The organism is Kordiimonas lipolytica (genome assembly GCF_042651265.1).
In the GTDB taxonomy this organism is placed as follows: Bacteria; Pseudomonadota; Alphaproteobacteria; order Sphingomonadales; family Kordiimonadaceae; genus Kordiimonas; species Kordiimonas lipolytica.
On the sequence record NZ_JBHSCR010000001.1, the window covers coordinates 82,301 to 107,771 of the forward strand.

Consider the following 25,471-nt stretch of genomic DNA (forward strand, 5'->3'; position numbering starts at 1 on the left):
CAATAAATAACAAGAAGCCGCCGGGCTCAGGGAACGACAATGACAAAACAGAAATGGCATAAATATATCGCGCAGACCCACAAGTGGGTCGCGCTGATCCTTGGGCTGCAGCTGATCGCCTGGACCGCTGGCGGCGTGGTAATGTCCTGGATTCCGCTGAATGAAATTCGCGGGCGACACAATGCGGCGGAGCAAACGCCCTTGGCGTTACCGGCCGACGCGGCTGCGCTGATGCCTGCGCAGGCGCTGGCAAATGCGGCGGGCCAGCCAGCCACGCAGCTGACCTACCGCGACCTGCTGGGAACGCCGGTCGCCCTGATGACGCTGCTGGACGGCAGCCTGGAACTGAGGAACGCCGCAACAGGTGCGCTGATGTCACCGCTTTCCAAAGACTGGGCACGCCGCATCGCCGATGCTGATTTCGCGCCCGAGGCCGACATGGCATCGGTAACGCTGCTGGACAAGCATGTGATCGATTATCGCGGGCCGCTGCCGGTGTGGCAGATCACCTTCGCGGATGCGGAGAACACCAACATCTATGTCTCGCCCACGGAAGCACGCGTGGTCGGGCGCCGGACAGACCGCTGGCGGCTCTTTGACTTTTTCTGGATGCTGCACATCATGGACTATGACGAGCGCGAGGATTTCAACAACCCGCTTCTGATGATCACGGCGCTGTCGGCGCTGTTGTTCTCTGTCTCGGGTATCTGCCTGTTATTCTTCCGCTTCTACCGCCGGGATTTCAATTTCATCCTGGGCAAACGGAAAAAGGCCTAGTCCACACCAGCGGCATCACCTTCAAGGGCTGTGATCCGGCCCGCATAGGCCTTGGCGAACGGCGCCAGACGAAGGGCCTTGCGGTATAGGGCCAGGGCGGCTTCGGTGTCGCCCTGGGCCACCAGTGCCTCAGCCTTCAGCGAAAGTGCATAATGATCCCCCGGCGCGCGGGCAAGAACATCGTCCAGAAAGCCCGATGCCGCCGCCGGATCGCCATCGCGATAAAGTGCCAGCACCGCGCGGTCCACCAGCGCCTGATAGTCTGAGCCCGCGTCCGCCGCCTCTGGGATAGGCCCAACCGGTGCCTCGACAGAGGTCCAGCGGGCAGCCAGGGCAGCCAGCGCCCGCTGTGCATCCGCGTTGCCCGGGTCAGTTTCCAGCACCTCCCGCCACTGTTTGGCCGCACCTTTCGCAGCCCCCGGGGTTGAGAGGTGTGCCAGATAGCGGCCGACCCAGTAACGATCGTCCTCCAGCCCCACGGGTGAGGCCTCAGCCATCGCCGATACGCCAACGCTGCCAAACATCTCCCCAAGCCGGGCAAACAGGGCACCGCTGCCATTCGCCACATCATAGACACCGGACCAGTGCACTTCGTCGGTCTTGGGGTCAGAGAGAAACAGCGTCACCACACGGCTTGCGCCATCATTGATCAGCGTGCCCTTCAGCAGATACACAGGCGTGTCCGCGCCGTAGCGCGTAAAGATGCCGCCCGTCGGGTCGGGGGCGTCCACATTCCACCAGTGACGGATCACCAGCACCTCAGGCGTCTGCGACAGGAAATAGGATGCCAGCTCCGATAGCGCGATCACCCGCGAACGGTCTTCCTCGGCTTCTGATTCCGTGCGGATGTCCTGCACTGTCAGAATGATGCCGGGCTTGGCAGCACCGGCAGACGGCACCAAGGGCGTCGCGCGCGGCCAAAAGACGGCAACGGCGGCAAACAGAACCAGGGCAGCGGCCAGCGGCCAGAAACGCCTGAGCCCCGCGACTGGTGGATGGGCGACGTCAGCCGGGCTTTCCCCACCCCCTAGCACCAGGCGGTAACCACGCTTGGGCACGGTCTGCAACAGCGTGTCTTCCGCGCCTGCATCACGAAGCGCTTTCCGGAGCTTGCTGATGGCCACAGGCACTGTCTGTTCGCTGAGGCTGCGCCCCGCCCAGATGGTGGCCAGTATGTCTTCGCGCGAAACGACATCGCCCGCCCGCATGCACAGTAGCTGCAGCAGTTCGGCGATCTTGTCTTCAAGCTTCACTTCACCCGCAGGGCCCTTGAGCGTCTTGATGTCCACTTCAAACCGGACCGAGCCAAAGGCAAAGGGGTTTGACTGCTGTTCGTCCATCTGGGCTGTCACCTCGTTTCTTGTGTTTTGGCCAGTTTAGCGACTGGCGCCCCCTTGCGGCCAGCAGAAAGCGCACAAAACACAGCGCAGAGGCCAGATTTAAGGTTTTCTTAAAGTGCCTTAAGCGACCGCATAGGCCTAGCCTTTCACCCAGACATCCAGCGAGGAACAAAACAAATGAGGACAAATAAATGAAATTCCTGAAAACACTGTTCGCCGCATGCCTCCTTTCAGGGGCCGCGGCAGCCGAGGACTATACCGTGAACGGCCAGACCTGGAGCCTCTCGGACCAGGGCGCCAGCATCGTCAACCACATGGGCCGACAAGCCGTGAAGGTGAACCGCGGCCTCCTGACACTGAACGACGTGACATTCGAGAACGGCACCATCGAATTCGATATTGCCATGCCCGGCATCCGCGGATTCGCCGGTGTTACTTTCCGCACGCGCGACGGCGGCATGGGTGAAAACTTTTACATGCGCGGGCACCTTTCAGGCATGCCGGACGCCAACCAGTATCAGCCGGTTTTCAACGGCAATTCTGCGTGGCAGATTTTCCACGGTCCCCGCTATAGCGCGCCGACGCCTTATGCCACTGACCGCTGGACCAAAGTGAAGCTGGTGGTCAAGGGCACCAAGATGGATGTCTTTATCGACAGCGACACGCCGGTCCTGCATGTGGACAATCTGATGCTGGGCGAAGGGGCCGGCGGTATCAACCTCAACGGCGTTCTGGCCGATTTTTACTATAGCAACATGCGCGTCACCAATGACGACAGCGTCACCCTGACCGGCACCCCCGCCCCGTTGCCTGAGCTGGCAGCCGGTTTGATCAAGAGCTTCCGTGTGGGCACCACCACTGTGGCGGCCGACAAGGTGGAAGCCAAGGCCTGGCTCGACAAAGCCTTGCTGGAAGGCCAGACGTGGCAAATGCTTGACGTTGGCGAAACCGGCGCCCTGAACCTGGGCCGGATCAGCGCCAGGACGCGGGACGTCAACACGCTGCTGGTCAAGATGACCATCAATGCCGATGAAGCCAAAGCGGTCCTGATCAAATACGGATTCAGCGACCGGGTCACCGTATTCCTGAACGGCCACGCACTCGCGCACGGCAATGACACCTACCAGACACGCGACTACCGCTACCTGGGCACCATCGGGCTTTTTGACAGCGTGTTCCTGCCGCTTGAAGCAGGGAACAATGAAGTGGTGTTCGCCGTTACCGAAGCTTTTGGCGGTTGGGCGCTGATGGCCGCGATAGAAGACCAAACCGGCATCGAGGTCCGTTAAGCTCCCCTCATGCCGGCCGGGCAGCCCTACCCTGTTTTCAGGCCCCTAGGGGCTGCCCGCCCTTCTCAAACGTCAGATAGGCCAGAAAGATAGGAGAGCGGCAGCTCGGTTGTCACGCAGCTGGACACCAGGCAGATGCTGGAGTTCACTTCCTGAACGCCCTGCGCTTTCGACAGGCTCTCCCAGAAGAAATCTTTATAGTCCGCAACCGACGGCACGATGATCTTCAGCAGGAAATCAAAGTCACCCATCATGGTGTGGCACTCCAGTACCTGCGGGTAACGGAACATGAAGTCGGCGAAGTTCTCCAGCGATTGGTTATCGTGCTTTTTCATTTTCACATGGGCAAAAACAGTAATGCCAAGCCCCACCTTTTCCTGGTCGATAATCGCCGCCCGGCTTTTGATCACACCAGCGTCCACCAACTGCTGGATACGCCGTCCGCATACTGATTTTGACGAGCCGACCTTTTCAGCGAGTTCAGCGAGAGAAGGCGTGCAATCGCGCTGCAGCTCAGCCAGCAACCTGAGATCAATATTATCCAGCTCCATTTTCAACGTCCCTATAAATTTAAAAATATGGGATTTTGTCCCATATAAGACACCATATTTCAATCATTAGGGAAGATGCCGCTGGCACTCTGGACTATAGTCTGTCCTGGCCGCAGGGTTTCTGCGGCCGATTTTTTTTTGGATTATTCAAACAGAGGAAAATGTCATGGCACAGGGCCAGAACCAGTTCGTTCGCTACACGTTTGTTACCGAGGAATGCGCAAGCGACCTTACCGCGGTACTTACCTATATGCGCGAACATGGCATTCTACCGTCTGTGATCGAGACCGAGAAAACCGGCGAACGGGCACGCGTTGTGATTAGCAGCAGCGGCAGCAAGGACTGGCACAGCCATGCTATCGCCGCCCAGTTCGAAGGACGCCCGAGCGTTCAGCATTTCGGGTTCGAGCGCCTCACGTCTGACGCCTTACGCGCAGCATAAGGCGGAGCCTGTGTCGGGCGCGGCCATGGGGCCAGTGCCCGGCATGTTGTCCGACCTATCGCCAGACACGGCAGCCAGCATCGCTTCCACAATCTGCACTTCAAGCTGCGCGCCCATCACCGCGTTGATCTGGCGCACGGCGGACGGGCTGGTGATATTCAGTTCCGTCAACTGGCCACCAATGAAATCAGCGCCCACCAGCATGAGGCCCCGCGCTTTCAGGAGCGGTGCTATGCGCGCCACCGCCTCCCGCTCGCGGCCCGTCAGCCGTGTGTTTTCAACCCGCGCGCCCTGGTGAATATTGGCCAGATAGGCACCGTCACGCGGCACACGGTTAACCGCGCCAATGGGATTACCGTTCAGCAGGAATACCCGCTTGTCGCCTGCCGTAACTTCCGGCAGGAAGGCCTGCACTTGAACCATGCGCCTACCACCGCCTGCGCCAATGAAAGACTGCACGCTTTCACGCCAACCTCGATCGGATGTACTGACACGTGTGATCCCGCGACCGGAACAATCCCCAAGCGGCTTCAGCACAGCGGTGCCATGCTCTTCAACAAATGCCTCAAGCGCCGCCGCATTCATGGTGGTCAGGGTGGGTGGCACCAGGTCCGGCCAGTACAGCGGCAGCAGTTTTTCATTCAGGTCCCTGAGCGCAGAGATGCGGTTAAACTGATGCACATGGCCCGGCAGAAAATCCAGCAGGTACGTCAGCTGCAGATAGGCTTCATCCACCGGCGGATCGGTGCGCAAAAGAACGGCGCCAAAGTCGCCCGTCCACATTTCCAAAGCCTCGTCCCGCTCAAGCGGCATTGCGCCCCTGACCCGCCGTGCCCGAACCTGAAGCGTGTTCTGCCGAAGGATCAAATCACCCGCTTCGGCCCAGTAAACCGGCACACCGCGGGTGATCAGCTCAGCCATCAACAGAAGCGAGGTTTCGGTTTCTAGGTTCAGCGTTTCTGCCGGATCCATGATAAAGAGGAATGGTTCGGTCTCGGTCATGGGGCGCTCCTTACATCACAAGCTGGAAGCCGAAGCTGAAGATAAGCGTGCCTAAAAGCGCGAGCACAAGATAGGCCACAAACACTGGCAGACGGGCGAGCGCAAACACAGCAATCGACGCCGGGATGGATGTCACCCCACCCGCCAGCAGGAAGGCCATACCCGCCGCCGGCTCCATGCCTTCACCGATCAAGCCGCTGACAAGCGGCAATGCCGCATAACCGTTCAGATAGGCTGGCACGCCGATGACCGTCGCCAGGAAAATAGGGCCTGCGCCCTCCCCGCCCAATGCGGACATCACAAGGCCCTCCGGCATGTAGGCGACCATCAGGCTTTCAAGCGTGAAGGCGAATACGAGCCATTTCCCCAGGAAGAATGCGTTCGACAGCGTCGCCTCACGGAACATCAGTCTGCGTGCAGCATCACCCCAGAAGCGCCATATGATCGGCTGTTTGCCCGATACATCGGGCGCGCCGCAGCCACACCCGGCGGCGGACTGGCGGAGCGGGTCGCGGAATGCCCCGAACCGCTGCAGGGCGGCCACGCTGAAGCCACCCACCAGCCCCATGCCTACAGCAGCCACAGCCTTAAAGGCGGCAAATTCAAACCCGAGCGTGCCCATAGTCATGACAAACATCGTCGGGTCCATGATGGGGGAGGCCAGCCAGAAGGCCATCACGGCGCTTAAGGGGACGCCCATGGCCAAAAGCGCGGCTACCAGCGGGATCACACCACACGAACAGAAGGGTGAGAAAGCGCCCACCACGGCGGCGCTGATGATCATCACCGCCAGATGGCCGGTGAATGCTTTTGCGATCATTCGGTCCAGTGATGAGGCCCTGGCATGAGCGGCAATCAGGACCGACAGCATAAGGAAGGGAAACACACCCAACACCGCATCCCACACAAACCAGAGGGAGGCCATGGCCTGCGGCTCATCCCACAGGGCGAGCCCCACGAACAGTGCAAACAACAATATCAGAAGCTTGTCCGGCTTCGGCAATTGCAGGATGGTTTGATCTTTTCTGGCGATATCATTCATGATTATAAACCTAGTTTTATAGTTATATTGTCTCAAAAAAAAAGCCGAAGCTTTTCTCGCTGTCACAACCCGGCCAGGGCCGCTCTCTATCCGGACCGCGCTTTACTTGAGCGGCACGGCACGCTCTACTTGAGTGGCACGCCGGCGCAGCAGTCAGCGGTCAGGAAAGTCGCGACCTCGCCGAGGGTTTTGAAGTCGGCCACATTGATCACCTCGCGGCCCTGGCGTTCCTGCTTGATCGTACCGGCGCGCACCAGGTGGCTGATATGATGCGCAAGCGTCGAAGCCGGAATATCCAGATGCTTTTGCAACTGGCCCACATTCATGCCGTCGCAGCCCGCGCGAACCAGAAGCCGAAGCACAGCAAGCCGGGCCGGATTACCCAGCGAGGCAAAGACAGTGGCGGCGGTTTCATCCTTCATGGGGCACTCCTTAAAACTACATTTCTAGTTATGTGGTTTGGTGCAATTTGTCAAGGTCTCGACTGTGATATCCTTGCAACAAACCCGCTGGCGTTTCCGGACCGTCACGGAAACTTTCTGCACAAATCATTTGAATTCTAAATATAATACCCCTATATCATAACCATCAACGCACGGAACAAAGTGGTTTATGGCAACAAAAAGGCGTGTATACGTTCACACCTTCCTTTTCAAATAATTAGATTTGAAACTTTCTCGCGCCAGCGAGACGCCTGAACGCGTGTTTCAGCAATCCATACAGGAGATTTTTCCAATGGAGCTTTTCTTAAGAGCTCAGAGCCCCACCGATTTTGACCACACCACCGACACGGACGTTTTCGCTTGCGCGAAGAAACAAAGCCCGCTGGTGAAGTGGACATTCATCAATCGCATCAAGTCCTGCCACCAGAATGGTGAGCTAGGCGCAACTGTGATGCTGCTGGCGTGCGGCACCGTTCTCGCAGGCCTTCTTGCCGTCGCCAACATGGCAGACCGGGCAGCAGGGCTTTTCCGCTCCTGACGATCAAGTCTTCTCTGACGCTTATTTCTGCAACAGGTTGCGCGCATAGGGCGCGAGGCTATTGTCGAACCCGCTGAGCGCCTGGCCGGCTTCAAGGCGGGCCAGAAGCTTCTTTGACGCCTCAAGCGCACGATCGCTTGGGGCTGGCTCTTCTTGCCGTAGGGTGGGCGCACACAGGTGTGCGGCTTCTTCAAGACAGGCATTCAATGCACCCGGGCGTGCCACCGGCCGTACCGGCAAGACCGCCTCCAGGTCATAATCATACCCGAAATTCAGGAAATCATCCCGAAACCGGGCATAGATCGCCCGTTCGATATCCGGCGTGTAATGATCCTTCAGCTTCTGCCGCGCCTTCATGGCGTGATCCGCCTTTTCAGACAGCAGGTGGCTAAAATCCTGCCCGAAGGCATCTGCGGAAAAGCCTGCTAGGTCCGATGACAGCGTCTCCACATGACCCACCGAGTCATAAGCGATAAAATCGAAAAGACTGGCGTAGGTCTGGCTTCTGAAGTGGATATCGGTGCGCGCATTTGGCCGATCACAGACCATATAGACAAAATCGGCGAAACTCTCTGGCCTGCGCGGCAGCTGGAACTTCGCAGGAATATTCGGCTCAACATCCACTTTGGCAACGATCTTTTCCAGATAGCCCGACAACAGACGGATATAGGGGTTGCGCACAATGGTAAGCATGCGACGGCCCCGAAGCGCCTCGTAAAAAGCCTCAATGCCCGACTTCCTGAAGCCAAGCCACGGCGTGCGCGCGTCAGGATTCGCAAACCGCCAGCCATAGTTATGGACGGAAAAATACTGCTTGCCCACAGGCCGGCAATGCCCCAGCTCATGCTCTACCTGCCACAGGAATCGCTTCACATTGGTGTTGGCCGCCTTGCTGATGGGCACATAGCCGTAACCCAGCTGTTTCGACAGCACAGAATCCCGCGCGGTGTCCCTGAGTGTAATATGGTCGATCATGCGCTATCCGCCAATGTCCGTGCCAGCCGTCATGGCTGCCTCAGGTCTGTATTATCACGACTGCCCAGCGCTGCAACAAGTGGATGCTGGCTGTGCTGGGACTGCAGATGCTGCCAGACGGCCTGGGCCCCAGCGTTATCGTCAAGGGCATCAAGAACCTGCATTTCCAATATCTTTGCGTCCACCCGACCCGGCACCTTTGCCACAGCCTGAGACACCACGCCGTGGGCCAGCGACGGTTCACCCGCTTCAAGCATAAGCCGAGCCAGCATGATCAGAACATTCGGCGCCCGGCAATTGTCGTTATACGCAGCCTCCAGAACATCCCGGGCCTCTCTTTCCCGGCTCAACGCTTCAAGCACGCGTGCACGCATCCAGACACACCGGGGCAATGCCTGCCAGTCATGCCACCAGGCTGCGGCCAGTCTTTCGACTGCCTCCAGTTGCAAGCCATACTGCAGGCAGGTCTGCGACAGCGACAGAAAGCGGTCCCTACCGGTTGTCTGGGGCGCGGCCAGATGTTCCATCATGTCGGCGATTTCCGCTTCCAGGCTGCCTGCCGTTTCCAGGTCAGCTGAAAGTTTCTTGAGGCGAGCGCTATCCGGAAACTGCTGCCGCGCCAGGTTTGTGACAGCCTTTGCTTCCGCCAGATGCTGGCGCGCCTTCAGAACTGCCGCTAGCTGGGCATGCACGTCCGGGTCCTCAGGCGCCTTCTCCACCGCCTGACGCGCGAGCGTCTCTGCGAATTCAAGTCGTCCCGGCTTCATGTTGAGCCCAGAAAGCGCCTTCAAAAGCCAGGGCGACCGCATATACCGATCATAAGCCTCTGTCAAAAGGTCACTCGCTTCAACAAGGCGCCCCAGCCTGATCAGCACCCGGCTGCGCAATTCAATACAAGCGGAATGCCGACGCCACTTCTCCCAATGCATGGCAGCGATTTCTTCAACCGCATTGAGTTCAATCCCGAACTTGAGCGAAACCCGGCACAGTTCACGATAATCGGCGATCGTCGGCTCGCCCGTGGTCAGGTTTTTCCTGAGCCGGGCAGCGATGGGCCCGGCCTGTGCACGCTGCCAGTTCTGATCCGACTTTTTATAGCTCAGGTTCTGGCCCAACACCGCCTCAGGGCCCGGTGCAATCTTCAGGTTCCTGAGATAATCCACCAGATAGCAGCTATAGCTGCCCTGCTGCAGCAGTTTTGCCAGCTCTGTCGTGAAGACATAGGGGCCGGTCAGCGTGCCGATACCTACATCTTCGCTTGCGTGCTCAAGGATATTAATGGCTGCAGCCGACAACACATTCCCGATCAGCTTTGAACCGGGCGCAACAGCCATGAAATTATTCTGCACCCGTCGCTGCCCGTAATCGAGAAAGAAGATATCCCGATCAAGGTCAAAAAGAGGCAAAGCACCATCGGTCGCGCCATTGTCCGCATCCAGATAGTAGCCACCGAATTCCTGCAGATAGACCAAGCGAAAAAGATCCGCCTTCATGGCCGGGTGGAAGCAGCGATCAAACAGGTCCAGAAGGGGTTTTCCATCAATATCGCGGTCAGCCAGATAGCGCCGCGCCCCTTCTTCATCATAGAGAATATAGTCAATCTGATGCTTGTCCGCCCAAGCCTTGCTGAGCGCCAGCATACGCCCGACATCCTCGGGTGGCTCCTTGTCCCAGAACTGGATTAGTCGCTTGGGAACATGCCCACCGTCTTTGACATCCGGAATGTCCTGCAAGAGGTAGTCGCGAAAAACGCGTGCAAACCGGTCTTGCTCCTGATTGCGTGACATGAGGCCCCCACCTGTTTAAGTCACCACGAATTCGTGCGTTGAGGGTGCTATTACATGGCAGGCAACGGGTGTCAACTCACGGTCCCTACGCGATAGGTTTAGTGAAGTTCCGCCTGCCGGGCCTTAGGTGCTGGCCTCAGCCGCTGTCGAATGGACCGGGGCAGCCCGATGGCCACCCCGACTATTTGCCTGCCGCCTAGAAGCGGGCACGAACGCCTGCGTAGGCGGAAATGCCCGGCGTGCCATAACCCAACACCTGCTGATAGTCTTCATCGAACAGGTTATCGATCCGGCCAAACAGTTCCACCGTGTCGGTGAGCTTATAGGCAGCGCTCAGGTCCACGCGGGTCCAGACATCCACCACTTCGCGCTCGCCGGTCACAAAATCGACGCTGGTGTCATATTCCTTGCCATTCAGCGTGATGCTGACATTGGTGGTCAGCCGGTCACACACCTGCCAGCTGAGCGCGGCGAAGGCCTCATTCTTCGGCTTACGCGCCAGCTGCTGGTCCGCCGTCAGGTCGCGCGCCGCGTTATGGGTATAGTTGGCGCTGAGGTTCACGTTGTCCGTCAGGTCAGCCGTCAGCTCCAGCTCCACGCCCTTGGCGCTGGTTTCCTCGATGTTGCGGTAACCGTCTGTGAAGGTGAAGGTGATCAGGTCTTTGGTGTCCTGGTTGAAATAGGTTGCGCTGAAAGTTGCCCGGCCATCCAGGAAAGGCTGTTTGAAACCGACCTCCCAGCTATTGGACCGCTCAGGCCGAAGCGCTGCTTCCTTGACTGCGTCTGCCTGGGCGATGTTGGAATCGAACCCGCAGCAGGAGAAGGTCAGGTGGAAAATGCTCGGCGCCTTGAAGCCCTCGCTCCAGGCAGCTGTCAGTTGAGTGCCGGTACCTTCAACCACATAGGATGCGTTCAACTCGCCATTCGTTGTAGAGCCGAAGGTTTCATGGTCATCCAGCCGCACACCGCCAGAGATCGTCAGCCCGTCGATGCCGTCATACGAAAGGATGCCGAACAGGCTGTCTGTAGAGATGGGCTCAGGGTCCTGCAATTTGGCTTCTGTCACTTCATGCTGCGCGCCGGCCGTGAGTGTCCAGCCATCCGCGACTTCAAGAATGCCCAGATAGTCAAAATTCAGGCGCTCGCCTTCCGCGCCAAACGCGAAGGCACCCTTGCTGAAATTGTCGCGCGTGATGGACGAATATTCCACGGACAGCGTGTTCGACAGCCGCCCGTCCATCAGATCGATATAGGCACGCCCAGCGATGGAAAATTCCTCAGACTTGCTCATGTCATCCGTGTCGGTCAGGGCATAACTGAAGTCATCCATCAGGGCGAAAGCGTCATACTCACTTTCAGTGTCGGTATAGCTGGCGGTAACATTAAAGCGCACGTTGTCTGACAGCTTGGTGCGCACCTTGCCGCGCACGGTCAGGCTTTCATACCCGTCCGCTTCCTTGCCGCCATCAGAAGCAGAGATGCCGTCGGTATCGAAATAGGATGCGCTGAGGTTGAAATTGACCCGGCCTGAGCCACCACGCGCGGAACCGCCGATGCGCTTGCTGTCATAAGCGCCATATTCGCCAAAGACCTCGCCAGCGAATCCCTCTTCGCCAGATTTGGTGATGATGTTGATCACGCCGCCGATGGCGTCAGAGCCGTAAAGCACCGCCTGCGGACCGCGCAGCACCTCAATCCGCTCGATGCCGTTTGGATCAAGGGTTGAGAAATCGAACCCACCGCCCGGCGCTGACGGATCGTTCACCTGAACACCATCGATCAGGATCACCGTCTGGTCCGATGACCCGCCACGGATGGTTACAGTGGCCACACCGCCAAAGGTACCATTCTGGTTGATGGCAACACCCGGCAAGCTTTGAAGCGCATCGACCACATATTGGTACTGGCGGCGCTCAAGCTCTGCCGCGCTCATCACCGAAATGCTTTTGGCGACCTCACTCACAGGTTGGACGCGCCGCCCGGCGGTCACAACGAATTCTTCGATATCTTCGTCCTGCGCGGACGCGGCAGGCGCAAAAGAAAGCGCGGTACTGGCGAGCACGAGCGCCTTCAGGGGAAACAGTCTGGACATGGACAAGCTCCATATTCGGCCACAGGGGCCCATACAAAAAAAGCTGTAAAAAGGAGATTGTCGGAAATGAGAGGGACAAGCTCCGTACACAGCAACGACCTTGTCGCCGGTACGGAAATCCGCTTCCCATGGTTGACCCGACCGAGGAAATGGGCGACCGGATGGCAGGTCTCCTGGCTTGTGTTTCACCGTGTTCCCCGCCCTTCCCGGCTATCGCCAGTGGGCCCACTGGGGGACACTCCACACATACAGTTGCGGGCACAGCTGCGGATTTACCCTCTGGGCTTACCGCATTCCCTCTTCGCTCTTGCCCATACGGGCAACAGAACCATCGCGTGCGCCATGCTTAAAGGCTGATGGGGCTGAATACAACAGAAAGATCATCTCATTCAGGTGCCCCAGGCTTTGACAGGTGGTGTGATCTGTCACGCCGTCCAGCCCGTATTCACAATGCAGTCTAACTAAAAGGGATACTCAGAATGTCTATAGTTCAATTCGACCAGGACAATATTGAAAACACACTTGCGAAAATGTCCGACAAAGAGATCGACAGCCTTGCTTTTGGCGCGATCGAGCTCGACTCCACCGGCAAAATCCTGCGCTACAACGCTACAGAAGGCGCCATTACAGGTCGCGACAAAGACGCGGTTATCGGGGAAAATTTCTTCGAAAGCGTAGCACCTTGCACAAAAACAGAGGAGTTCTTCGGTCGGTTTGAGAACATTCGAGACGGCAAGGAAGAAAGCGTCATCTTCCACTATACTTTTGACTACCAAATGTCGCCTACCAAAGTGAACGTGCACATGAAAAAGGCGATTGTCGGGGATAATATCTGGATCTTCGTCAAGCGGATGTAGCTGATGACCATCCAGCCCCCAACTGCCACAATAAAGCCCTCGCGCACCTGCCTTGAAGACGATCAAATGACTTTCTTCCGGGCAGTAGCAGACCTTGTTCGCCAGGAAGTGGGAAAACTGCGCGGCCAATCCTTCACGGAAGCCCTGACCCCGGACACACGTCTGGACAGCGGACATGAAGGGCATCCGGGTCTTGCATTAAAATCCCTTAATCTGATGGATGTCGCTACATCGGTGTCTGACATGTTCCATATAGGCAAGGCGGGGCTGGATGATTTACTGCTGGCCAGGCGCACTCTTGGCGACTGGGCCGAAATTGCGCTGCAGGCCCAAAGCATTCTGCTGGCAGGGGATACCCCTGATGAAGGCATCGGCTTCCGGACGTCAGGCACGACCGGAAGCCCCAAACTTGTCAAACATTCCATGAACCGCCTTCTGGAAGAAGTAGATGTTTGGGCGGACATGTTCACGGGCCGCAGGCGCATCGTCAGCGCGGTGCCCGGTCATCACATCTATGGCTTTCTGTTCACCTGCCTGCTGCCCAGAAAACTGGACGTAGAAGTTCTGGACGTGCGCTATTCCATGCCTGGGGCCACTATCGCCGCGCTCAGGGAAGGTGACCTGATCATCGGGCAACCCGACTTCTGGCAGCGAATGCTCGATACAGTATCCAGGCAGGGTCTGGCACTACCCCAGGGTCTTTCCGGCGTGACATCCACCGCACCGATGCCTCCGTCAAGCGGCAGTCAACTTGTCGAACAGGGGATGGAAAATCTGATCGAGGTGTATGGATCAACCGAAACGCTGGGGATCGGTTGGCGAGACTTGCCCGCAACCAGTTTTGCCCTGCTTCCACTATGGAAAAGGGAAGGCAGCGGCATTCGTCATGCGGCGGAAAAGTTCATTGCCCCCATTCAGGATAAGCTTGTCTGGCATGATGACACCCAGTTCAGTATCTCGGGGCGGCTTGATGGAATGGTGCAAATTGGCAGCAAAAACCTGTGCATTTCGTCGATGGAGCAGGCTGTGAGCATGATAGAGGGCGTCGGCAGCGCGTCAATCAGGGTCGAACAACGGGAAACGGGACAGCGCCTTATCGCTGATATTGAAGTAGCAGACCCGGACATACCCCATTCAGTCCACGCATCTGTGCAGGAAGCGCTGGCGCCGCACGTGGAAAATTGCTGTGAACCAGAGATCCGGTTTCAACCTGCTTCAGATCACTAAATTGTCGGGAAAGAGAAAGCGTGGTGCTGCTGAGAAGATTTGAACTTCCGACCTCTCCCTTACCAAGGGAGTGCTCTACCCCTGAGCTACAGCAGCAGGCCACGTCTTGCGAGCGATCTTCTATAAGCGCCCCCGGCGCGAGTCAATAAGTAATTTCCGCGCACATTCAATCTTGAAAATCGCCGCGCTTTGGCGCAAATGTGGTCGCATGAGCGAAAAGACAAAAACCGACAAGCCAATCAAGCAGGATTCAGGCAAGCTGAAGGATGCCGAAAAACAGGCCCGGCTGGCAGAAGCCCTGCGCGCCAACCTGCGCCGCCGCAAGGAACAGCAGCGGACGCGCAAGACCGAAGACTAAATGGCCGCGCCTTCACGGCTTTTTTCCGCTCACACCTCACCCCGCCTTTTAAAAGCTACATCTGGTAGGTTTAACGCTTGTCGCGCACAAGCGATTGGCTTACTAATGCGGGAAATAACTGTGCCCCTGTGGGTTGGGGCAAAAGCCAAACAAAAGCCACTCAGGGGAGACGCCAATGGCCATCATGTCCGATAAATGGATTCGCGAAATGTCACAACAACACGGCATGATCGAACCGTTTGTGGACGGGCAGGTCAGGAAGGATAACATCTCCTACGGGCTGTCATCCTATGGTTATGACGCCCGCGTGGCGCCTGAGTTCAAGATTTTCACCAATGTGGACAGCGCCATCGTCGACCCAAAAGACTTTTCCCCGAAAAGCTTTGTCGACCGCGACACAGATGTGTGCATTATCCCGCCGAACAGCTTCGCCCTGGCGCGGACGGTCGAGTATTTCCGCATTCCAAAAGACGTGCTGGTGATCTGCCTTGGCAAATCAACCTATGCCCGCTGCGGCATCATCGTGAATGTGACACCGCTCGAGCCCGGCTGGGAAGGCCATGTGACGCTGGAGTTCTCCAACACCACCCCACTGCCCGCAAAAATCTACGCCAACGAAGGTGCCTGCCAGTTCCTGTTCCTGCAAGGGAACGAGCCGTGCGAGACCGCCTACAGCGACCGCAGCGGCAAATATCAGGGCCAGACCGGCGTTACCCTGCCGAAGCTTTAAGGCGTTTGCCAAAGCGTGCAGGGTTTTCAAAATGCCAGATACCCCCGAAACTAAAGACACCATTTGGACGCACATTCTTGTGGGGTCTCTCGTAGGAGGAATAGGCGGCATTAGTGGGTATCTTTTTTCAGGAAACCCCGAAACGGCACTGCAAACTACAGGCTTTCTTTTTATCGTCGGATTTTTTACAAGCCTGTTCAACTAACTGATGGACAATTTGTTCGCACATCATCGCCGCCAAGCTGCCTTTATTGGGGGCCAAGTTAGGCTTTCACAGACACGAAATTGAATAAGGGCACAAAGACTGATGGACAAACTGGTTATTGAGGGCGGGAACAGGCTTGAAGGCGTGGTTCCTATTTCGGGCGCGAAAAACTCCGCGCTCAAGCTCATGTGTGCGTCCCTTCTTTCTGCCGAACCTCTCACGCTTCATAACATGCCGCGCCTTGCGGACATCACGACGCTTGCGGATCTCCTCAATCACATGGGCGTCACTGTCACCATGGCGGGCGGACAGGGCGGTCGCATTGCGGGCCGCAGCCTCACGTTCGATGCCGGGCAGATCAACGACACGGTCGCTCCATACGATTTCGTGCGCAAGATGCGCGCATCCATTCTGGTGCTGGGGCCCCTTGTGGCCCGCGCGGGCGAAGCGATCGTGAGTTTACCCGGCGGCTGCGCCATCGGCACCCGCCCGATTGACCTGCACCTGAAGGCCCTGAAAGCGCTGGGCGCAGAGATCGACGTGGCCGAGGGCTATGTGAGGGCAAGCGCACCAAAGGGCCTCACGGGCGGCAACATCCGCTTCCCGTTTGTCTCAGTCGGTGCCACCGAAAATGCGCTGATGGCCGCCACGCTCGCGAAGGGCACGACGGTGATCGAGAATGCCGCGCGCGAGCCTGAGATCGCCGATCTGGCAGCCTGCCTGAACGCCATGGGTGCGCGAATTGAAGGCGCGGGGCATGAGACCATCACGGTTGAGGGCGTGGACCGCCTGCACGGCGCCGAACATGAAGTGATGCCTGACCGGATCGAGGCGGGCTCCTACGCTGTCGCGGCGCTGATGACGCGCGGCAACCTCCTGCTTGAAGGCGCGCGGGCCCATGACATGCAGGCCACGCTTGATAAATTGGAAGAAGCGGGCGGTATCGTGACGGTTGAGGACGGCGGCATCCGCGTCAAATCCAACGGCCATATCCACGGCTTCAATATCGTCACCCAGCCCTTCCCTGGTTTCGCCACCGACATGCAGGCCCAGTTCATGGCGCTCGCCTGCGTGGCCAACGGCGCCAGCGTGATCACCGAGGCCATTTTCGAGAACCGCTTCATGCACGTGCCGGAACTGTGCCGTCTGGGCGCGGACATCACGGTTACTGGCTCCAGCGCCACCGTGCGCGTTGTTGACAGGCTGAAAGGCGCGCCCGTGATGGCCACAGACCTGCGCGCAAGCATGGGCCTCGCGCTCGCCGCCCTGGTGGCGGAAGGCAAGACGGAACTGAGGCGGCTTTATCACCTGGACCGCGGCTATGAACGGCTTGAAGAGAAGCTCAAGGCCGTGGGCGCGAATGTGGAACGCATGCCAGACTAGCCGGACCAAACGCTTCCAATAGATTTTCTGCGCTCTTCCTTAATGGGAAACCACTTGAAGCATGGGGGCATGCCGCCTACATTGCAGTCGATTCTGACTATTGGAAACCGTGCTTTATGAGCGACCCTTTGAAACTGATCAGCCACACCGAAGAGGACCTGACCATCATGTCAGGCCTTTTGCAGGATACCACCGTGCGCGTGGGCGACATTGCGTGGCTGCCGAAAGAGCACCGCTTCGCTTTTGTCGGCAACCGCTTCCGCTGGGAAAAGAAGCGCAAGTTTTTCCGCCCCAAGGGCGAGCGCGTGCGCACCGGTTTTCACATGAACGGCATCCTGGCGGCAAAGCTTCACGGCATTGACATCAAGGATGAGGATACTGTGCTTGAGCTTCTGGATATCGAGGTTCATGAAAACGGTGTCGATTATTTCATCATGCTGAATTTCGCCGGCGGGGCCAGCATCCGGCTGACGGCCGAATGCATTGATGCCACGCTTTCAGACATGGGCGATGAATGGGAAGCGCTTGAACGCCCCCATCATGCGGACTAAGTCCACCCTGGCAGCACCATGCCGCCACCATTTCTTTTGTACTTTATAAAAGCGAACCGGAACCGACCGATGGAACTCACAGATAAACTGGTACTCGCCCTGCCGAAGGGCCGCATTCTCGAGGAAGTCATGCCACTCGTGAAAGCTGCCGGTATCCATCCGGAAGCCGCGTTCGATGACCCGAAATCCCGCGCCCTGCAGTTCGACACCAACATCCCGAACTTGTCCATCATCCGTGTGCGCGCGTTCGATGCCGCAACCTTCGTTGCCTTCGGTGCCGCCCACATGGCGGTTGTCGGCAACGATGTGCTGCAGGAATTTGGATATTCTGACCTCTATTCGCCGCTTGATCTGGACATCGGCCACTGCCGCCTGTCGCTCGCGATGCCGGAAGATGAAGCCACGGAAGACCCGCGCGAATGGTCGCACATTCGCGTGGCCACCAAATACCCGAACCTGACGCGGCGCTATTATGCCGAACGCGGGGTTCAGGCCGAATGCATCAAGCTGAATGGCGCCATGGAACTGGCGCCGCAGCTGGGGCTCAGCCGCCGCATTGTTGACCTTGTGTCCACCGGCGGCACTCTCAAGGCCAACAAGCTGAAGGAAGTGGAGGTGCTGACACACATCACCTCGCGCCTTGTGGTGCATCGCCCGGCCTTCAAAACTCGCCCGCGCGAGATCAGCTACTGGATCGACCGTTTCAGGGAGGCTGTGCAAGATGGCGCAAATTCTTAAAAGCCGCGCACCCGACTTCGAAGCCGCCTTCAAGGCACTCCTGTCGGCCAAACGCGAAACCACGACGGATGTGCGCGATGTGGTCACCGACATCCTGCGGGACATTCAGGACCGGGGCGATGACGCGCTTTATGACCTGACGTTCAGGTTCGACCGGTTCGACGCGCGCGGTCGCGGCCTCGCCATATCCGACGCCGAGGTTGAGGCTGCCTGCGCACAAGTGGACGCGGAGACCATGGCCGCGCTCGAAGTAGCCGCAAACCGCATCCGCGCCTTCCACGCCAAGCAGATCCCGGACGACCTGGACTATACAGACGAGGTGGGCGTGCGCCTTGGCCAGACCTGGCAGGCCGTGGAGGCCGCTGGCCTTTATGTGCCGGGCGGTACCGCAAGCTACCCATCAAGTGTTCTGATGAACGCCATTCCGGCGTCTGTCGCGGGCGTCGACCGGGTGGTGATGGTTGTGCCCACACCCGATGATGTGCTGAACCCCCTCGTGCTGGCGGCCGCCAAGCTCGCAGGCGTGACCGAAATATACCGCATCGGCGGCGCGCAGGCTGTGGCCGCCCTTGCCTATGGCACCGAATCAATTGCACCAGTCGATAAAATCGTCGGCCCCGGCAACGCCTTTGTGGCCGAAGCCAAGCGGCAGGTGTTCGGCAAGGTGGGCATCGACACCATCGCAGGCCCGTCGGAAATCCTGGTGGTCGCTGACAATAAGAACGACCCGCGCTGGATCGCGGCAGACTTACTCTCGCAGGCTGAGCATGACACGGCGGCACAATCCATCCTGATCACCGATGATGAAGCCTACGCGCGCCAGGTTATGGCCGCGGTTGAAGACCATCTGGCGTCGCTTGACCGGCGCAGTATCGCGCTCGCAAGCTGGACCGACTATGGCGCTGTCGTCATCGTGGACAGCCTGATGGAGGCTGTGCCACTGGTGAACCGGCTGGCACCGGAGCACCTTGAACTGGCGATGGATGACGCTGACGCCTTCGCAGGCCGGGTCAGGAACGCGGGCGCCATCTTTCTTGGCCGCTACACGCCCGAAGCTATCGGCGATTATGTCGCCGGGCCAAACCACGTGCTGCCGACCGCGCGCGCGGCGCGCTTTTCATCCGGCCTCAGTGTCTATGATTTCATGAAACGCACCACATTTGTGGGCTGCACGAAAGCCAGCCTTCAGGCCATTGGGCCATCAGCTGTAAGGCTCGCGGAAGAAGAAGGTTTGGGCGCACATGCACTTTCGGTTGCCATTCGGCTGAAAGACCCTAAACAATAGAGCCATGGCTACTCATAAGCTCGTAGATGTGACACTGGATGAAAGCACGGTCGTGCGCTGGAGCGCGGACGTCGAGCACGAGCGCCGCATTGCCATCTTCGACCTTCTCGAGGAAAACAGCTTCCAGCTGGAAAAATCCGCCGACGAGTCATACGAAGGCCCATACAAGCTGACGCTTGCGACCATTGAAGGACGGCTGAACTTCGACGTGAAGTCCACAAACGATGACCTCTTGATGACCTTCCGACTGGCCATGACACCGTTCCGGCGCATCATCCGCGAATATTTCGCCATCTGCGACAGCTATTATGAGGCGATCAAGACCGCCAGCCCCAGCCAGATCGAAGCGATCGACATGGGCCGCCGCGGGCTTCATAACCAGGGCAGTGAACTGCTGCAGGAACGTCTTGAAGGCAAGATCAAGGTGGACACGCAAACTGCGCGGCGCCTTTTCACCCTGGTGTGCGTGTTGCACCTCAAGGAAAACCGGGGACCACGATGACAGACGCGCAAAAACCCGTGAAAAGCGTTCTGTTTGTCTGCAACCAAAACGCCGTCAGGAGCCCGATGGCCGAAGCGCTGGCGAGCAAACATTCGAAGCGCCGCTTGTTTGTCGAATCGGCCGGGCTGATCGCGGGCGCGCTTGATCCTTTCTCAGTCGCCGCCCTCAAGGAAGAAGGCATCGACATTTCAAACCACAAAGCACTGACGCTCGCTGACGTGAAACTGGACGCGTTCGACCTGATTGTAGCGCTGACCCAGGAGGCCAAGGACCGCATTGAAAAGGATGCCTCTGCCGCAAATGTTGCGCTTGAGTTCTGGCCCACGCCCGATCCATCCGACGCAGAAGGCAACCGGAATCAGATCATGGACAGCTACCGGCTTGTGCGCGATCATCTGGAGTGCCGCATCGCCGACCGCTTCCCCTATTAGGCCATAATCGGCTTATGTGCGGTAAAAGTGGCACTAAATTTGGGTCATTCATGGCAAAATCACCACAAACCGCTGACTTTTTAGCCCCCGAAACGCCAAAAATGTTGCATTTCGGCTGCACACGCTTCATGTATGTGCGCGAATTGAAAGCCATAACAAGGAGATAAAATGGCTAAAGAAGAAGTTTTGGAGATGCGCGGCAAAGTGACCGAACTGCTGCCAAACGCCATGTTCCGTGTAGAACTTGAAAACGGCCACGAGATTCTGGGTCATACCGCAGGCAAGATGCGCAAGAACCGCATCCGTGTGCTGGCGGGCGACGAAGTTCTGGTTGAACTGACGCCATACGACCTGACCAAAGGCCGCATCACCTACCGTTTCAAATAAGATCGGTCGGGACCTGATGGCCGTGCGCCCACATGACGCCCAGAAGGGCGCGCAAGCTACCCAAACAGCTCAAACACTCGTCCTCGCCTCGGCATCCCCGCGGCGACGGGATCTGTTGGCGCAGATCGGCATAACGCCGGACGCCATCGCGCCGGCCCATATTGACGAGACACCTTTCAGGGATGAACTGCCAAAGCCCCACGCCGAACGCCTGGCGCGGGAGAAGGCAGCAGCTATCGCGCCTGACCATGTTGGCGCGCTCGTTCTGGCGGCCGACACAGTCGTGGCCGTGGGCAAACGCATCCTACCGAAAGCGGAAGACGAAGCCACAGCACGCATGTGCCTGAAGATGCTTTCCGGCCGCAGGCACAAGGTGATTTCCGGCATATCCATCGTGCTACCGAGCGGCAAACACTTGACCAAATCGGTCACCACGGTTGTCGCCTTCAAGCGCCTCTCAGACATGGATATTGACCACTATATCGAGAGCGGCGAGTGGGACGGCAAAGCCGGTGGCTACGCCATCCAGGGGCTTGCCGCCACATATGTACGCTTCCTTTCCGGGTCATACTCAAACGTCGTCGGGCTACCGCTCTTTGAAGTGGGTGGCTGGCTGAACGCGCACCTAAAGCAGAACTGACATGACAGGCTTCACCATCATCGAGCCCGGCTTACTGGAGTGGCGCAGCGCCACCGTGGACGAAGACGGCTTCGCAGAGACCATCCAGTTTCATACCGACGCGGACCTGAGCCCCTTGGACGCCATTTTCCGCGCCCGGGTCACCCGCGTGGACGGCACGCTGGACATGGCCTTCCTTGACCTGGGCGACGGGCTCGCGGGTGCCATGAACCTCAGGCGCGCGAAACTGCTGGTGAAAGGCCGCGCAGACAGCATCAGCGACTGTGTGCGTGAGGGCGACATGCTGACCGTGCAGGTGCTGGCGGAACCTTCCGCGCTTGAAGGCAAGGCACTGCCAGTAACGCCGCGCCCACGGCTCCTTGGCCGCTATGTGGTGGTGGAAGCCGGTGGCGCGCGACTGAACTTCTCAAAAGACCTGGGGCCAAAGGCCCAAAAGGCACTTGCCCCGCTTCTCACGGATATGGCGTCAAACGCCGCCCTGATCGTGCGCAGCCACGCCGGCAGCGTTCCGCCTGCAGCTGTTGCGGCAGAAGCCGGGATGCTGATGAATGCGCTTTGGGGCATGGCAGACAAGCCGGGCATGTTGTTCGCCCACAGCCCCATGGCGCAAGCGCTGCTGGCCGCACCCCACGACGATGGCGAAATCCTGATTGAAGGTGGCAGTGCGCTTGCAGATGCCAAGGCCATGGCTGCCCGCTACTGGCCTGACGTGGCCGACCGGCTGAAGCCATACAAGGGCAAAACCGCCGCGTTCGAGGAATATGGCGTCAACGAAGCCGTTGAAGAAGCGCTCTCGGACCGGATTGATCTGCCGTCTGGCGGCTGGATCTCCATCACCCCCACACCGGCGCTGACGGCTGTGGATGTGAACATGGGTGGTGCGCTGAAGGGCCGCAATGCCGGTGAAGCCAAACTGATCACCAATATGGAAGCGGCCATGGCTGTGGCATGGCACCTCAGGTTCCAGGATATCGGCGGCCTTGTGGTGGTGGATTTCATCGATATGTCATCCAAGGGCCACGCCAGGGAACTGATGAACACCGTGGATGCCGCCTTCAAGAATGACACTGTGCCGGTGCAGCACACGGGCCTGTCGCAGTTCGGCCTGATGGAAATCAACCGCAAGCGGTCGGGCCTGAGCCTTCGCGACCGCATGATAGTGCGTGCCGCCCCAAGCGCCCGGGCACAGGCACAGGCCCTGCAGCTGCTGCGCGACGGCGTGCGCGCGGCAAACCGGGCAGAGCCAGGCGCGCTTGTCATTGCCGCACCTGAAGGCACGAAACGGTGGCTGGAGGCGCGCACGGATGTGACCGATTCGCTCCGTGAAGCGACCGGGCGCGACGTGGTGATCGAAGGGGCAGCCGAACCAGCAGTGTGGCTCAGGGCATAAGAGAAAGGGAGACGCATGTCTGACAAGAAAGCAAAAGCAAAAACCGGCAGCAAGTGCCCCGAATGCGGCAAGCCGGGCGTTCAGCAATTCCGCCCCTTCTGCTCCAAGCGCTGCGCGGATGTGGACCTTGGGAAATGGTTCAACGAGGAATATACTCTGCCCGGCGACACGGAAATACCGGACGATATTGGCGAGGCAGAGCCTTCGTAACAAAGACGTCAAAAAAATTCGATTCAGCGCTGGACAGGCCCAAAGTTATTGCCTATAAGCGCCTTCGCTGACGCGGTATTCATTGCTGCGGATATGGCATGCCCGGGTAGCTCAGTTGGTAGAGCAGCGGATTGAAAATCCGCGTGTCGGTGGTTCGAATCCGCCCCCGGGCACCACTTAAAAAAGCCGCTCCGTCATGGGCGGCTTTTTTGTTGGCCTCGCACCTCAACGCGCCGGGCACCGGGACAAGGGCACCTTGGAAGGCTTGAAGCGTGTGAAACGGGTTTCTGATACCTTGCGGCCGTTTCCATCATATATGCCAAGCAGATATTCACGATTTTCCACACGATATGGACCTATTCTTCCATCAACGCATGTTGGAAAGGTCCGCAAAGTCTTGTCATCCACGATGAACTTGTCGCCACTGCTGAGGAGAACCTCGATACTTTTCTCAAACAATAGCTTGTCGCCGCGGCCATAAAAGACCGCCTGGTGGCGTGCAATGTTTTTACTGACCTCTTCAGCAGACAGTTCAACAGCCATCACATTCGCTTCTTCAAAATAGCGGCACAGCCTGCCACGAAAATTCGTTTCATGCAGGAATATAGGCTGGCCAGGACCATGGACCCACTCGCCGGTCTCGATATTGATGACACCCTCTTGATCCAGCCCCTTCCCTTCCGGTGCCAAACTGACGCAGGCCAGATCGCCCTCTGGCAACCGGCCGTACAGCTCATTGAAATAGGGTGTGATGGCGGTGCCGGTCGAATCGATGTAAGTGAGGTTATTCTTACTGCCGCCGAGGTCTTTTTTGCTCATCACCACAAGGGCGCGGTTGTCCCTGAACCGCCTGTCTGTCAGTTGCCCCATCTGGTGAATATATTTGGGCGGGATAACCCAGACACCATGCTGGTCGACAAAGCCGAAGCGCTTCTTCTCTTCATCAAACTCCTTCTTGAGCTCCCGCCAGTCAACGGGCGGCCGCACCATGGCGGCTATGGCTGGCGAAGAAATTTCTGCAGCCAGCTGGTGACGGAGATCATACCCCGGTTTGCTAAGGAGGAAGGCGAATGCAAACAAAAGAAGGCACGCGGTTCCGGCAAGTTTGGACCGCCGTTCAATATAGACGCCATAGACGGCATCACTTTGCACAAACCCCATAACCAGCGGCCAGGCTGCCATGGCGTAAATGGCCCAGGAGGGGGCATCCCGCTCTGCTCCTCCATCAGCAAGATCGGGCGCGAGCGCATACTCAAGAAACCCCAATATCAGCGGATAGGCCAGCGTCACCAGAAAACGAACCGGTTGCCAATGCAGCCACCAAAAAATCCCGCCAAAAAACGTGTAGAAAAAGCCACTCCAGCTCCACCAGTCTATGGTTGATGCATTTTTCATAGTCTCACCCTGACCTTCAGCGCCGCTGCTTCCGCCGCTTCTTTTTTTCCCGCTTGCTCAGCGGCCCACCTTCCATCGGGCCGCCCTCGTAACCATCCAGTTCGGGCCAATCGACCTCGCCCCAGGGGTTGTCACACGCCGGCGCCACATGAACCACCATGCCATAGCCCGAGAGGCTGATGATGCCGTCTATCGTATCTTCCTCGAAGGAACAGTGCGTGGAAAGGCTGCCACCATATTGATCCATGTCTGTGTCATGGCGCCATGCCATGGCCATCTTGTCCAGAAACTCAACATCCCGGACCTTGAGCGTCCAATAGTCGCCCTCAACCGTGAAGTCCGCCACATAGCCCCGGCAGACGAACTGTCCCTGTTCGTGCAGGAATGCCCGCCCGACAATATCCCTTGCCACGACATCCTCTGCACTGAGTTTCAGAACCGTCATTTCCAGCCCTTCTTGCGCATCACCTCACGCCGTAAATCACCAAAGCTCTTGCAGAAGGGGTTGTCCATTCGCGCACGGGTGTTGCAGACGGCTTCATAGTCACTCACCAGCAGCGTTTGGCCCACGCATCGCTTGTTATATCGCGGTAGCAGGTTTTCATTATAATCTTCTACATTCGAATTATAGCGGGACTGGTACCGGTCATGCTCGCGCGCCAGTTCCCGCTGGTAGTTCCGGTTTGTGGTCTCATTATAGCGCTTCTTTGCATGGCGCTGCATGCGGGCATAGTCATCCATGCGTTTCTGGGCACGCAAAATATCATCACCAAAGGAGATACAGTCCCACGCCTGATCCCGTGTCAGCGGCTTGTCGGCAGCCATTGCCGAAATACCTGACACCACCAGCAACAATACACACGCAACAGTCATCATCAGGGGCTTCACCTGTTCCTCCCTTTTC

General features: G+C 58.1%; 29 protein-coding genes, 2 tRNA genes and 1 riboswitch. Of the genes, 19 read left to right on the plus strand and 12 right to left on the minus strand.

Features of this window, described 5'->3' with window-relative positions; all coding sequences use genetic code 11:
• Window positions 1-39 precede the first annotated feature (39 nt).
• On the plus strand, window positions 40-777 hold the full coding sequence (locus tag ACFO5Q_RS00340; protein WP_068150534.1) for a PepSY domain-containing protein: 738 nt from the start codon (window positions 40-42) through the stop codon (window positions 775-777).
• Here ACFO5Q_RS00340 and ACFO5Q_RS00345 read toward each other — a convergent pair.
• Window positions 774-2,129, minus strand: a complete 1,356-nt coding sequence (locus tag ACFO5Q_RS00345; protein WP_156432023.1) for a winged helix-turn-helix domain-containing protein — start codon at window positions 2,127-2,129, stop codon at window positions 774-776. The two genes, ACFO5Q_RS00340 and ACFO5Q_RS00345, sit on opposite strands and share 4 nt — an antisense overlap.
• 179 nt (window positions 2,130-2,308) lie before the next feature.
• On the opposite strand from ACFO5Q_RS00345, the gene ACFO5Q_RS00350 reads away from it, so the two are divergent.
• Window positions 2,309-3,406 carry a LamG domain-containing protein gene (locus tag ACFO5Q_RS00350; RefSeq protein ID WP_068150540.1) on the plus strand — a complete coding sequence of 366 codons (1,098 nt, stop codon included), beginning with the start codon at window positions 2,309-2,311 and terminating at the stop codon, window positions 3,404-3,406.
• Between the two features lie 65 nt (window positions 3,407-3,471).
• Here the strand turns inward: ACFO5Q_RS00350 and ACFO5Q_RS00355 are convergent, their stop codons facing one another.
• On the minus strand, window positions 3,472-3,957 hold the full coding sequence (locus tag ACFO5Q_RS00355; protein WP_068150543.1) for an Lrp/AsnC family transcriptional regulator: 486 nt from the start codon (window positions 3,955-3,957) through the stop codon (window positions 3,472-3,474).
• 166 nt (window positions 3,958-4,123) lie between these two features.
• Here ACFO5Q_RS00355 and ACFO5Q_RS00360 point away from each other — a divergent pair, with 166 nt between their 5' ends.
• Window positions 4,124-4,399, plus strand: a complete 276-nt coding sequence (locus tag ACFO5Q_RS00360; RefSeq protein ID WP_068150546.1) for a hypothetical protein — start codon at window positions 4,124-4,126, stop codon at window positions 4,397-4,399.
• Here the strand turns inward: ACFO5Q_RS00360 and ACFO5Q_RS00365 are convergent.
• From ACFO5Q_RS00365 to ACFO5Q_RS00375, 3 genes are all read right to left on the minus strand, one after another.
• Window positions 4,385-5,401, minus strand: coding sequence for an ATP-grasp domain-containing protein (locus ACFO5Q_RS00365; protein WP_068150548.1), 1,017 nt, complete (start codon window positions 5,399-5,401; stop codon window positions 4,385-4,387). The two genes, ACFO5Q_RS00360 and ACFO5Q_RS00365, sit on opposite strands and share 15 nt — an antisense overlap.
• A 10-nt stretch (window positions 5,402-5,411) precedes the next feature.
• Window positions 5,412-6,443, minus strand: a complete 1,032-nt coding sequence (locus ACFO5Q_RS00370) for a permease (protein ID WP_068150551.1) — start codon at window positions 6,441-6,443, stop codon at window positions 5,412-5,414.
• Between the two features lie 125 nt (window positions 6,444-6,568).
• Window positions 6,569-6,865, minus strand: a complete 297-nt coding sequence (locus ACFO5Q_RS00375) for an ArsR/SmtB family transcription factor (RefSeq protein ID WP_068150554.1) — start codon at window positions 6,863-6,865, stop codon at window positions 6,569-6,571.
• 313 nt (window positions 6,866-7,178) lie between these two features.
• On the opposite strand from ACFO5Q_RS00375, the gene ACFO5Q_RS00380 reads away from it, so the two are divergent.
• Window positions 7,179-7,424 carry a hypothetical protein gene (locus ACFO5Q_RS00380; protein ID WP_068150556.1) on the plus strand — a complete coding sequence of 82 codons (246 nt, stop codon included), beginning with the start codon at window positions 7,179-7,181 and terminating at the stop codon, window positions 7,422-7,424.
• A gap of 21 nt (window positions 7,425-7,445) precedes the next feature.
• Here ACFO5Q_RS00380 and ACFO5Q_RS00385 read toward each other — a convergent pair whose 3' ends face one another.
• The 3 genes from ACFO5Q_RS00385 to ACFO5Q_RS00395 all read right to left on the minus strand — a co-directional run bounded on the left by ACFO5Q_RS00385 (window position 7,446) and on the right by ACFO5Q_RS00395 (window position 12,278).
• A complete protein-coding gene (locus ACFO5Q_RS00385) occupies window positions 7,446-8,399 on the minus strand; it encodes a sulfotransferase family 2 domain-containing protein (RefSeq protein ID WP_068150559.1) in 954 nt (317 codons plus the stop codon).
• A gap of 29 nt (window positions 8,400-8,428) precedes the next feature.
• Entirely contained in the window at window positions 8,429-10,186 is a 1,758-nt protein-coding gene (locus ACFO5Q_RS00390; protein ID WP_068150562.1) for a tetratricopeptide repeat protein, read from the minus strand.
• A gap of 196 nt (window positions 10,187-10,382) precedes the next feature.
• Window positions 10,383-12,278 (minus strand): TonB-dependent receptor plug domain-containing protein, encoded by a 1,896-nt coding sequence (locus ACFO5Q_RS00395; protein ID WP_068150564.1) that lies wholly within the window; start codon window positions 12,276-12,278, stop codon window positions 10,383-10,385.
• A 146-nt stretch (window positions 12,279-12,424) separates the two neighbouring features.
• Window positions 12,425-12,627, minus strand: a riboswitch (cobalamin riboswitch).
• Window positions 12,628-12,757: 130 nt separating this feature from the next.
• On the opposite strand from ACFO5Q_RS00395, the gene pyp reads away from it, so the two are divergent.
• On the plus strand, window positions 12,758-13,135 hold the full coding sequence (gene pyp / locus ACFO5Q_RS00400; RefSeq protein WP_068150567.1) for a photoactive yellow protein: 378 nt from the start codon (window positions 12,758-12,760) through the stop codon (window positions 13,133-13,135).
• Between the two features lie 3 nt (window positions 13,136-13,138).
• Complete coding sequence (locus ACFO5Q_RS00405; RefSeq protein WP_068150573.1) at window positions 13,139-14,362, plus strand: AMP-binding protein; 1,224 nt, start codon at window positions 13,139-13,141, stop codon at window positions 14,360-14,362.
• Between the two features lie 21 nt (window positions 14,363-14,383).
• On the opposite strand, the gene ACFO5Q_RS00410 is transcribed toward ACFO5Q_RS00405, so the two are convergent.
• Window positions 14,384-14,458: transfer RNA gene (locus ACFO5Q_RS00410), tRNA-Thr, on the minus strand.
• Window positions 14,459-14,570: 112 nt separating this feature from the next.
• On the opposite strand from ACFO5Q_RS00410, the gene ACFO5Q_RS00415 reads away from it, so the two are divergent.
• The 13 genes from ACFO5Q_RS00415 (at window position 14,571) to ACFO5Q_RS00475 (ending at window position 23,348) form a co-directional block, all read left to right on the plus strand.
• Window positions 14,571-14,720 carry a hypothetical protein gene (locus ACFO5Q_RS00415; protein ID WP_197421213.1) on the plus strand — a complete coding sequence of 50 codons (150 nt, stop codon included), beginning with the start codon at window positions 14,571-14,573 and terminating at the stop codon, window positions 14,718-14,720.
• A 175-nt stretch (window positions 14,721-14,895) separates the two neighbouring features.
• Entirely contained in the window at window positions 14,896-15,450 is a 555-nt protein-coding gene (gene dcd, locus ACFO5Q_RS00420) for a dCTP deaminase (protein WP_068150576.1), read from the plus strand.
• A 307-nt stretch (window positions 15,451-15,757) separates the two neighbouring features.
• Window positions 15,758-17,038, plus strand: a complete 1,281-nt coding sequence (gene murA, locus ACFO5Q_RS00425; RefSeq protein ID WP_068150579.1) for a UDP-N-acetylglucosamine 1-carboxyvinyltransferase — start codon at window positions 15,758-15,760, stop codon at window positions 17,036-17,038.
• 116 nt (window positions 17,039-17,154) lie between these two features.
• Window positions 17,155-17,589: a DUF2948 family protein gene (locus ACFO5Q_RS00430; RefSeq protein WP_068150582.1), complete on the plus strand. Its 435-nt coding sequence runs from the start codon at window positions 17,155-17,157 to the stop codon at window positions 17,587-17,589.
• 69 nt (window positions 17,590-17,658) lie between these two features.
• A complete protein-coding gene (gene hisG / locus ACFO5Q_RS00435) occupies window positions 17,659-18,327 on the plus strand; it encodes an ATP phosphoribosyltransferase (protein WP_068150586.1) in 669 nt (222 codons plus the stop codon).
• Window positions 18,311-19,612 (plus strand): histidinol dehydrogenase, encoded by a 1,302-nt coding sequence (gene hisD / locus ACFO5Q_RS00440; RefSeq protein ID WP_068150589.1) that lies wholly within the window; start codon window positions 18,311-18,313, stop codon window positions 19,610-19,612. Before hisG ends, hisD begins: the two co-directional genes overlap by 17 nt.
• A 4-nt stretch (window positions 19,613-19,616) precedes the next feature.
• Window positions 19,617-20,114 carry a UPF0262 family protein gene (locus ACFO5Q_RS00445; protein WP_068150592.1) on the plus strand — a complete coding sequence of 166 codons (498 nt, stop codon included), beginning with the start codon at window positions 19,617-19,619 and terminating at the stop codon, window positions 20,112-20,114.
• Window positions 20,111-20,545, plus strand: coding sequence for an arsenate reductase/protein-tyrosine-phosphatase family protein (locus tag ACFO5Q_RS00450; protein ID WP_068150595.1), 435 nt, complete (start codon window positions 20,111-20,113; stop codon window positions 20,543-20,545). Before ACFO5Q_RS00445 ends, ACFO5Q_RS00450 begins: the two co-directional genes overlap by 4 nt.
• Before the next feature lie 168 nt (window positions 20,546-20,713).
• Window positions 20,714-20,932 carry a translation initiation factor IF-1 gene (gene infA / locus ACFO5Q_RS00455; protein WP_068150598.1) on the plus strand — a complete coding sequence of 73 codons (219 nt, stop codon included), beginning with the start codon at window positions 20,714-20,716 and terminating at the stop codon, window positions 20,930-20,932.
• Between the two features lie 22 nt (window positions 20,933-20,954).
• Window positions 20,955-21,572, plus strand: a complete 618-nt coding sequence (locus tag ACFO5Q_RS00460) for a Maf family protein (RefSeq protein WP_380084275.1) — start codon at window positions 20,955-20,957, stop codon at window positions 21,570-21,572.
• A gap of 1 nt (window position 21,573) precedes the next feature.
• Window positions 21,574-22,962 (plus strand): ribonuclease E/G, encoded by a 1,389-nt coding sequence (locus ACFO5Q_RS00465; protein ID WP_068150603.1) that lies wholly within the window; start codon window positions 21,574-21,576, stop codon window positions 22,960-22,962.
• Between the two features lie 15 nt (window positions 22,963-22,977).
• Window positions 22,978-23,172, plus strand: coding sequence for a DNA gyrase inhibitor YacG (locus ACFO5Q_RS00470; RefSeq protein ID WP_068150607.1), 195 nt, complete (start codon window positions 22,978-22,980; stop codon window positions 23,170-23,172).
• Between the two features lie 100 nt (window positions 23,173-23,272).
• Window positions 23,273-23,348, plus strand: a tRNA-Phe gene (locus ACFO5Q_RS00475).
• 49 nt (window positions 23,349-23,397) lie between these two features.
• Here the strand turns inward: ACFO5Q_RS00475 and ACFO5Q_RS00480 are convergent.
• Genes ACFO5Q_RS00480 through ACFO5Q_RS00490 form a run of 3 tightly spaced genes read right to left on the minus strand, consistent with a single transcriptional unit; the run spans window position 23,398 to window position 25,443 of the window.
• Window positions 23,398-24,567: a WG repeat-containing protein gene (locus ACFO5Q_RS00480; RefSeq protein WP_068150610.1), complete on the minus strand. Its 1,170-nt coding sequence runs from the start codon at window positions 24,565-24,567 to the stop codon at window positions 23,398-23,400.
• A 16-nt stretch (window positions 24,568-24,583) separates the two neighbouring features.
• A complete protein-coding gene (locus tag ACFO5Q_RS00485; RefSeq protein WP_068150615.1) occupies window positions 24,584-25,012 on the minus strand; it encodes a hypothetical protein in 429 nt (142 codons plus the stop codon).
• Window positions 25,009-25,443 (minus strand): hypothetical protein, encoded by a 435-nt coding sequence (locus tag ACFO5Q_RS00490; RefSeq protein WP_197421215.1) that lies wholly within the window; start codon window positions 25,441-25,443, stop codon window positions 25,009-25,011. The genes ACFO5Q_RS00485 and ACFO5Q_RS00490 overlap by 4 nt, the downstream gene beginning before the upstream one ends.
• Window positions 25,444-25,471 lie beyond the last annotated feature (28 nt).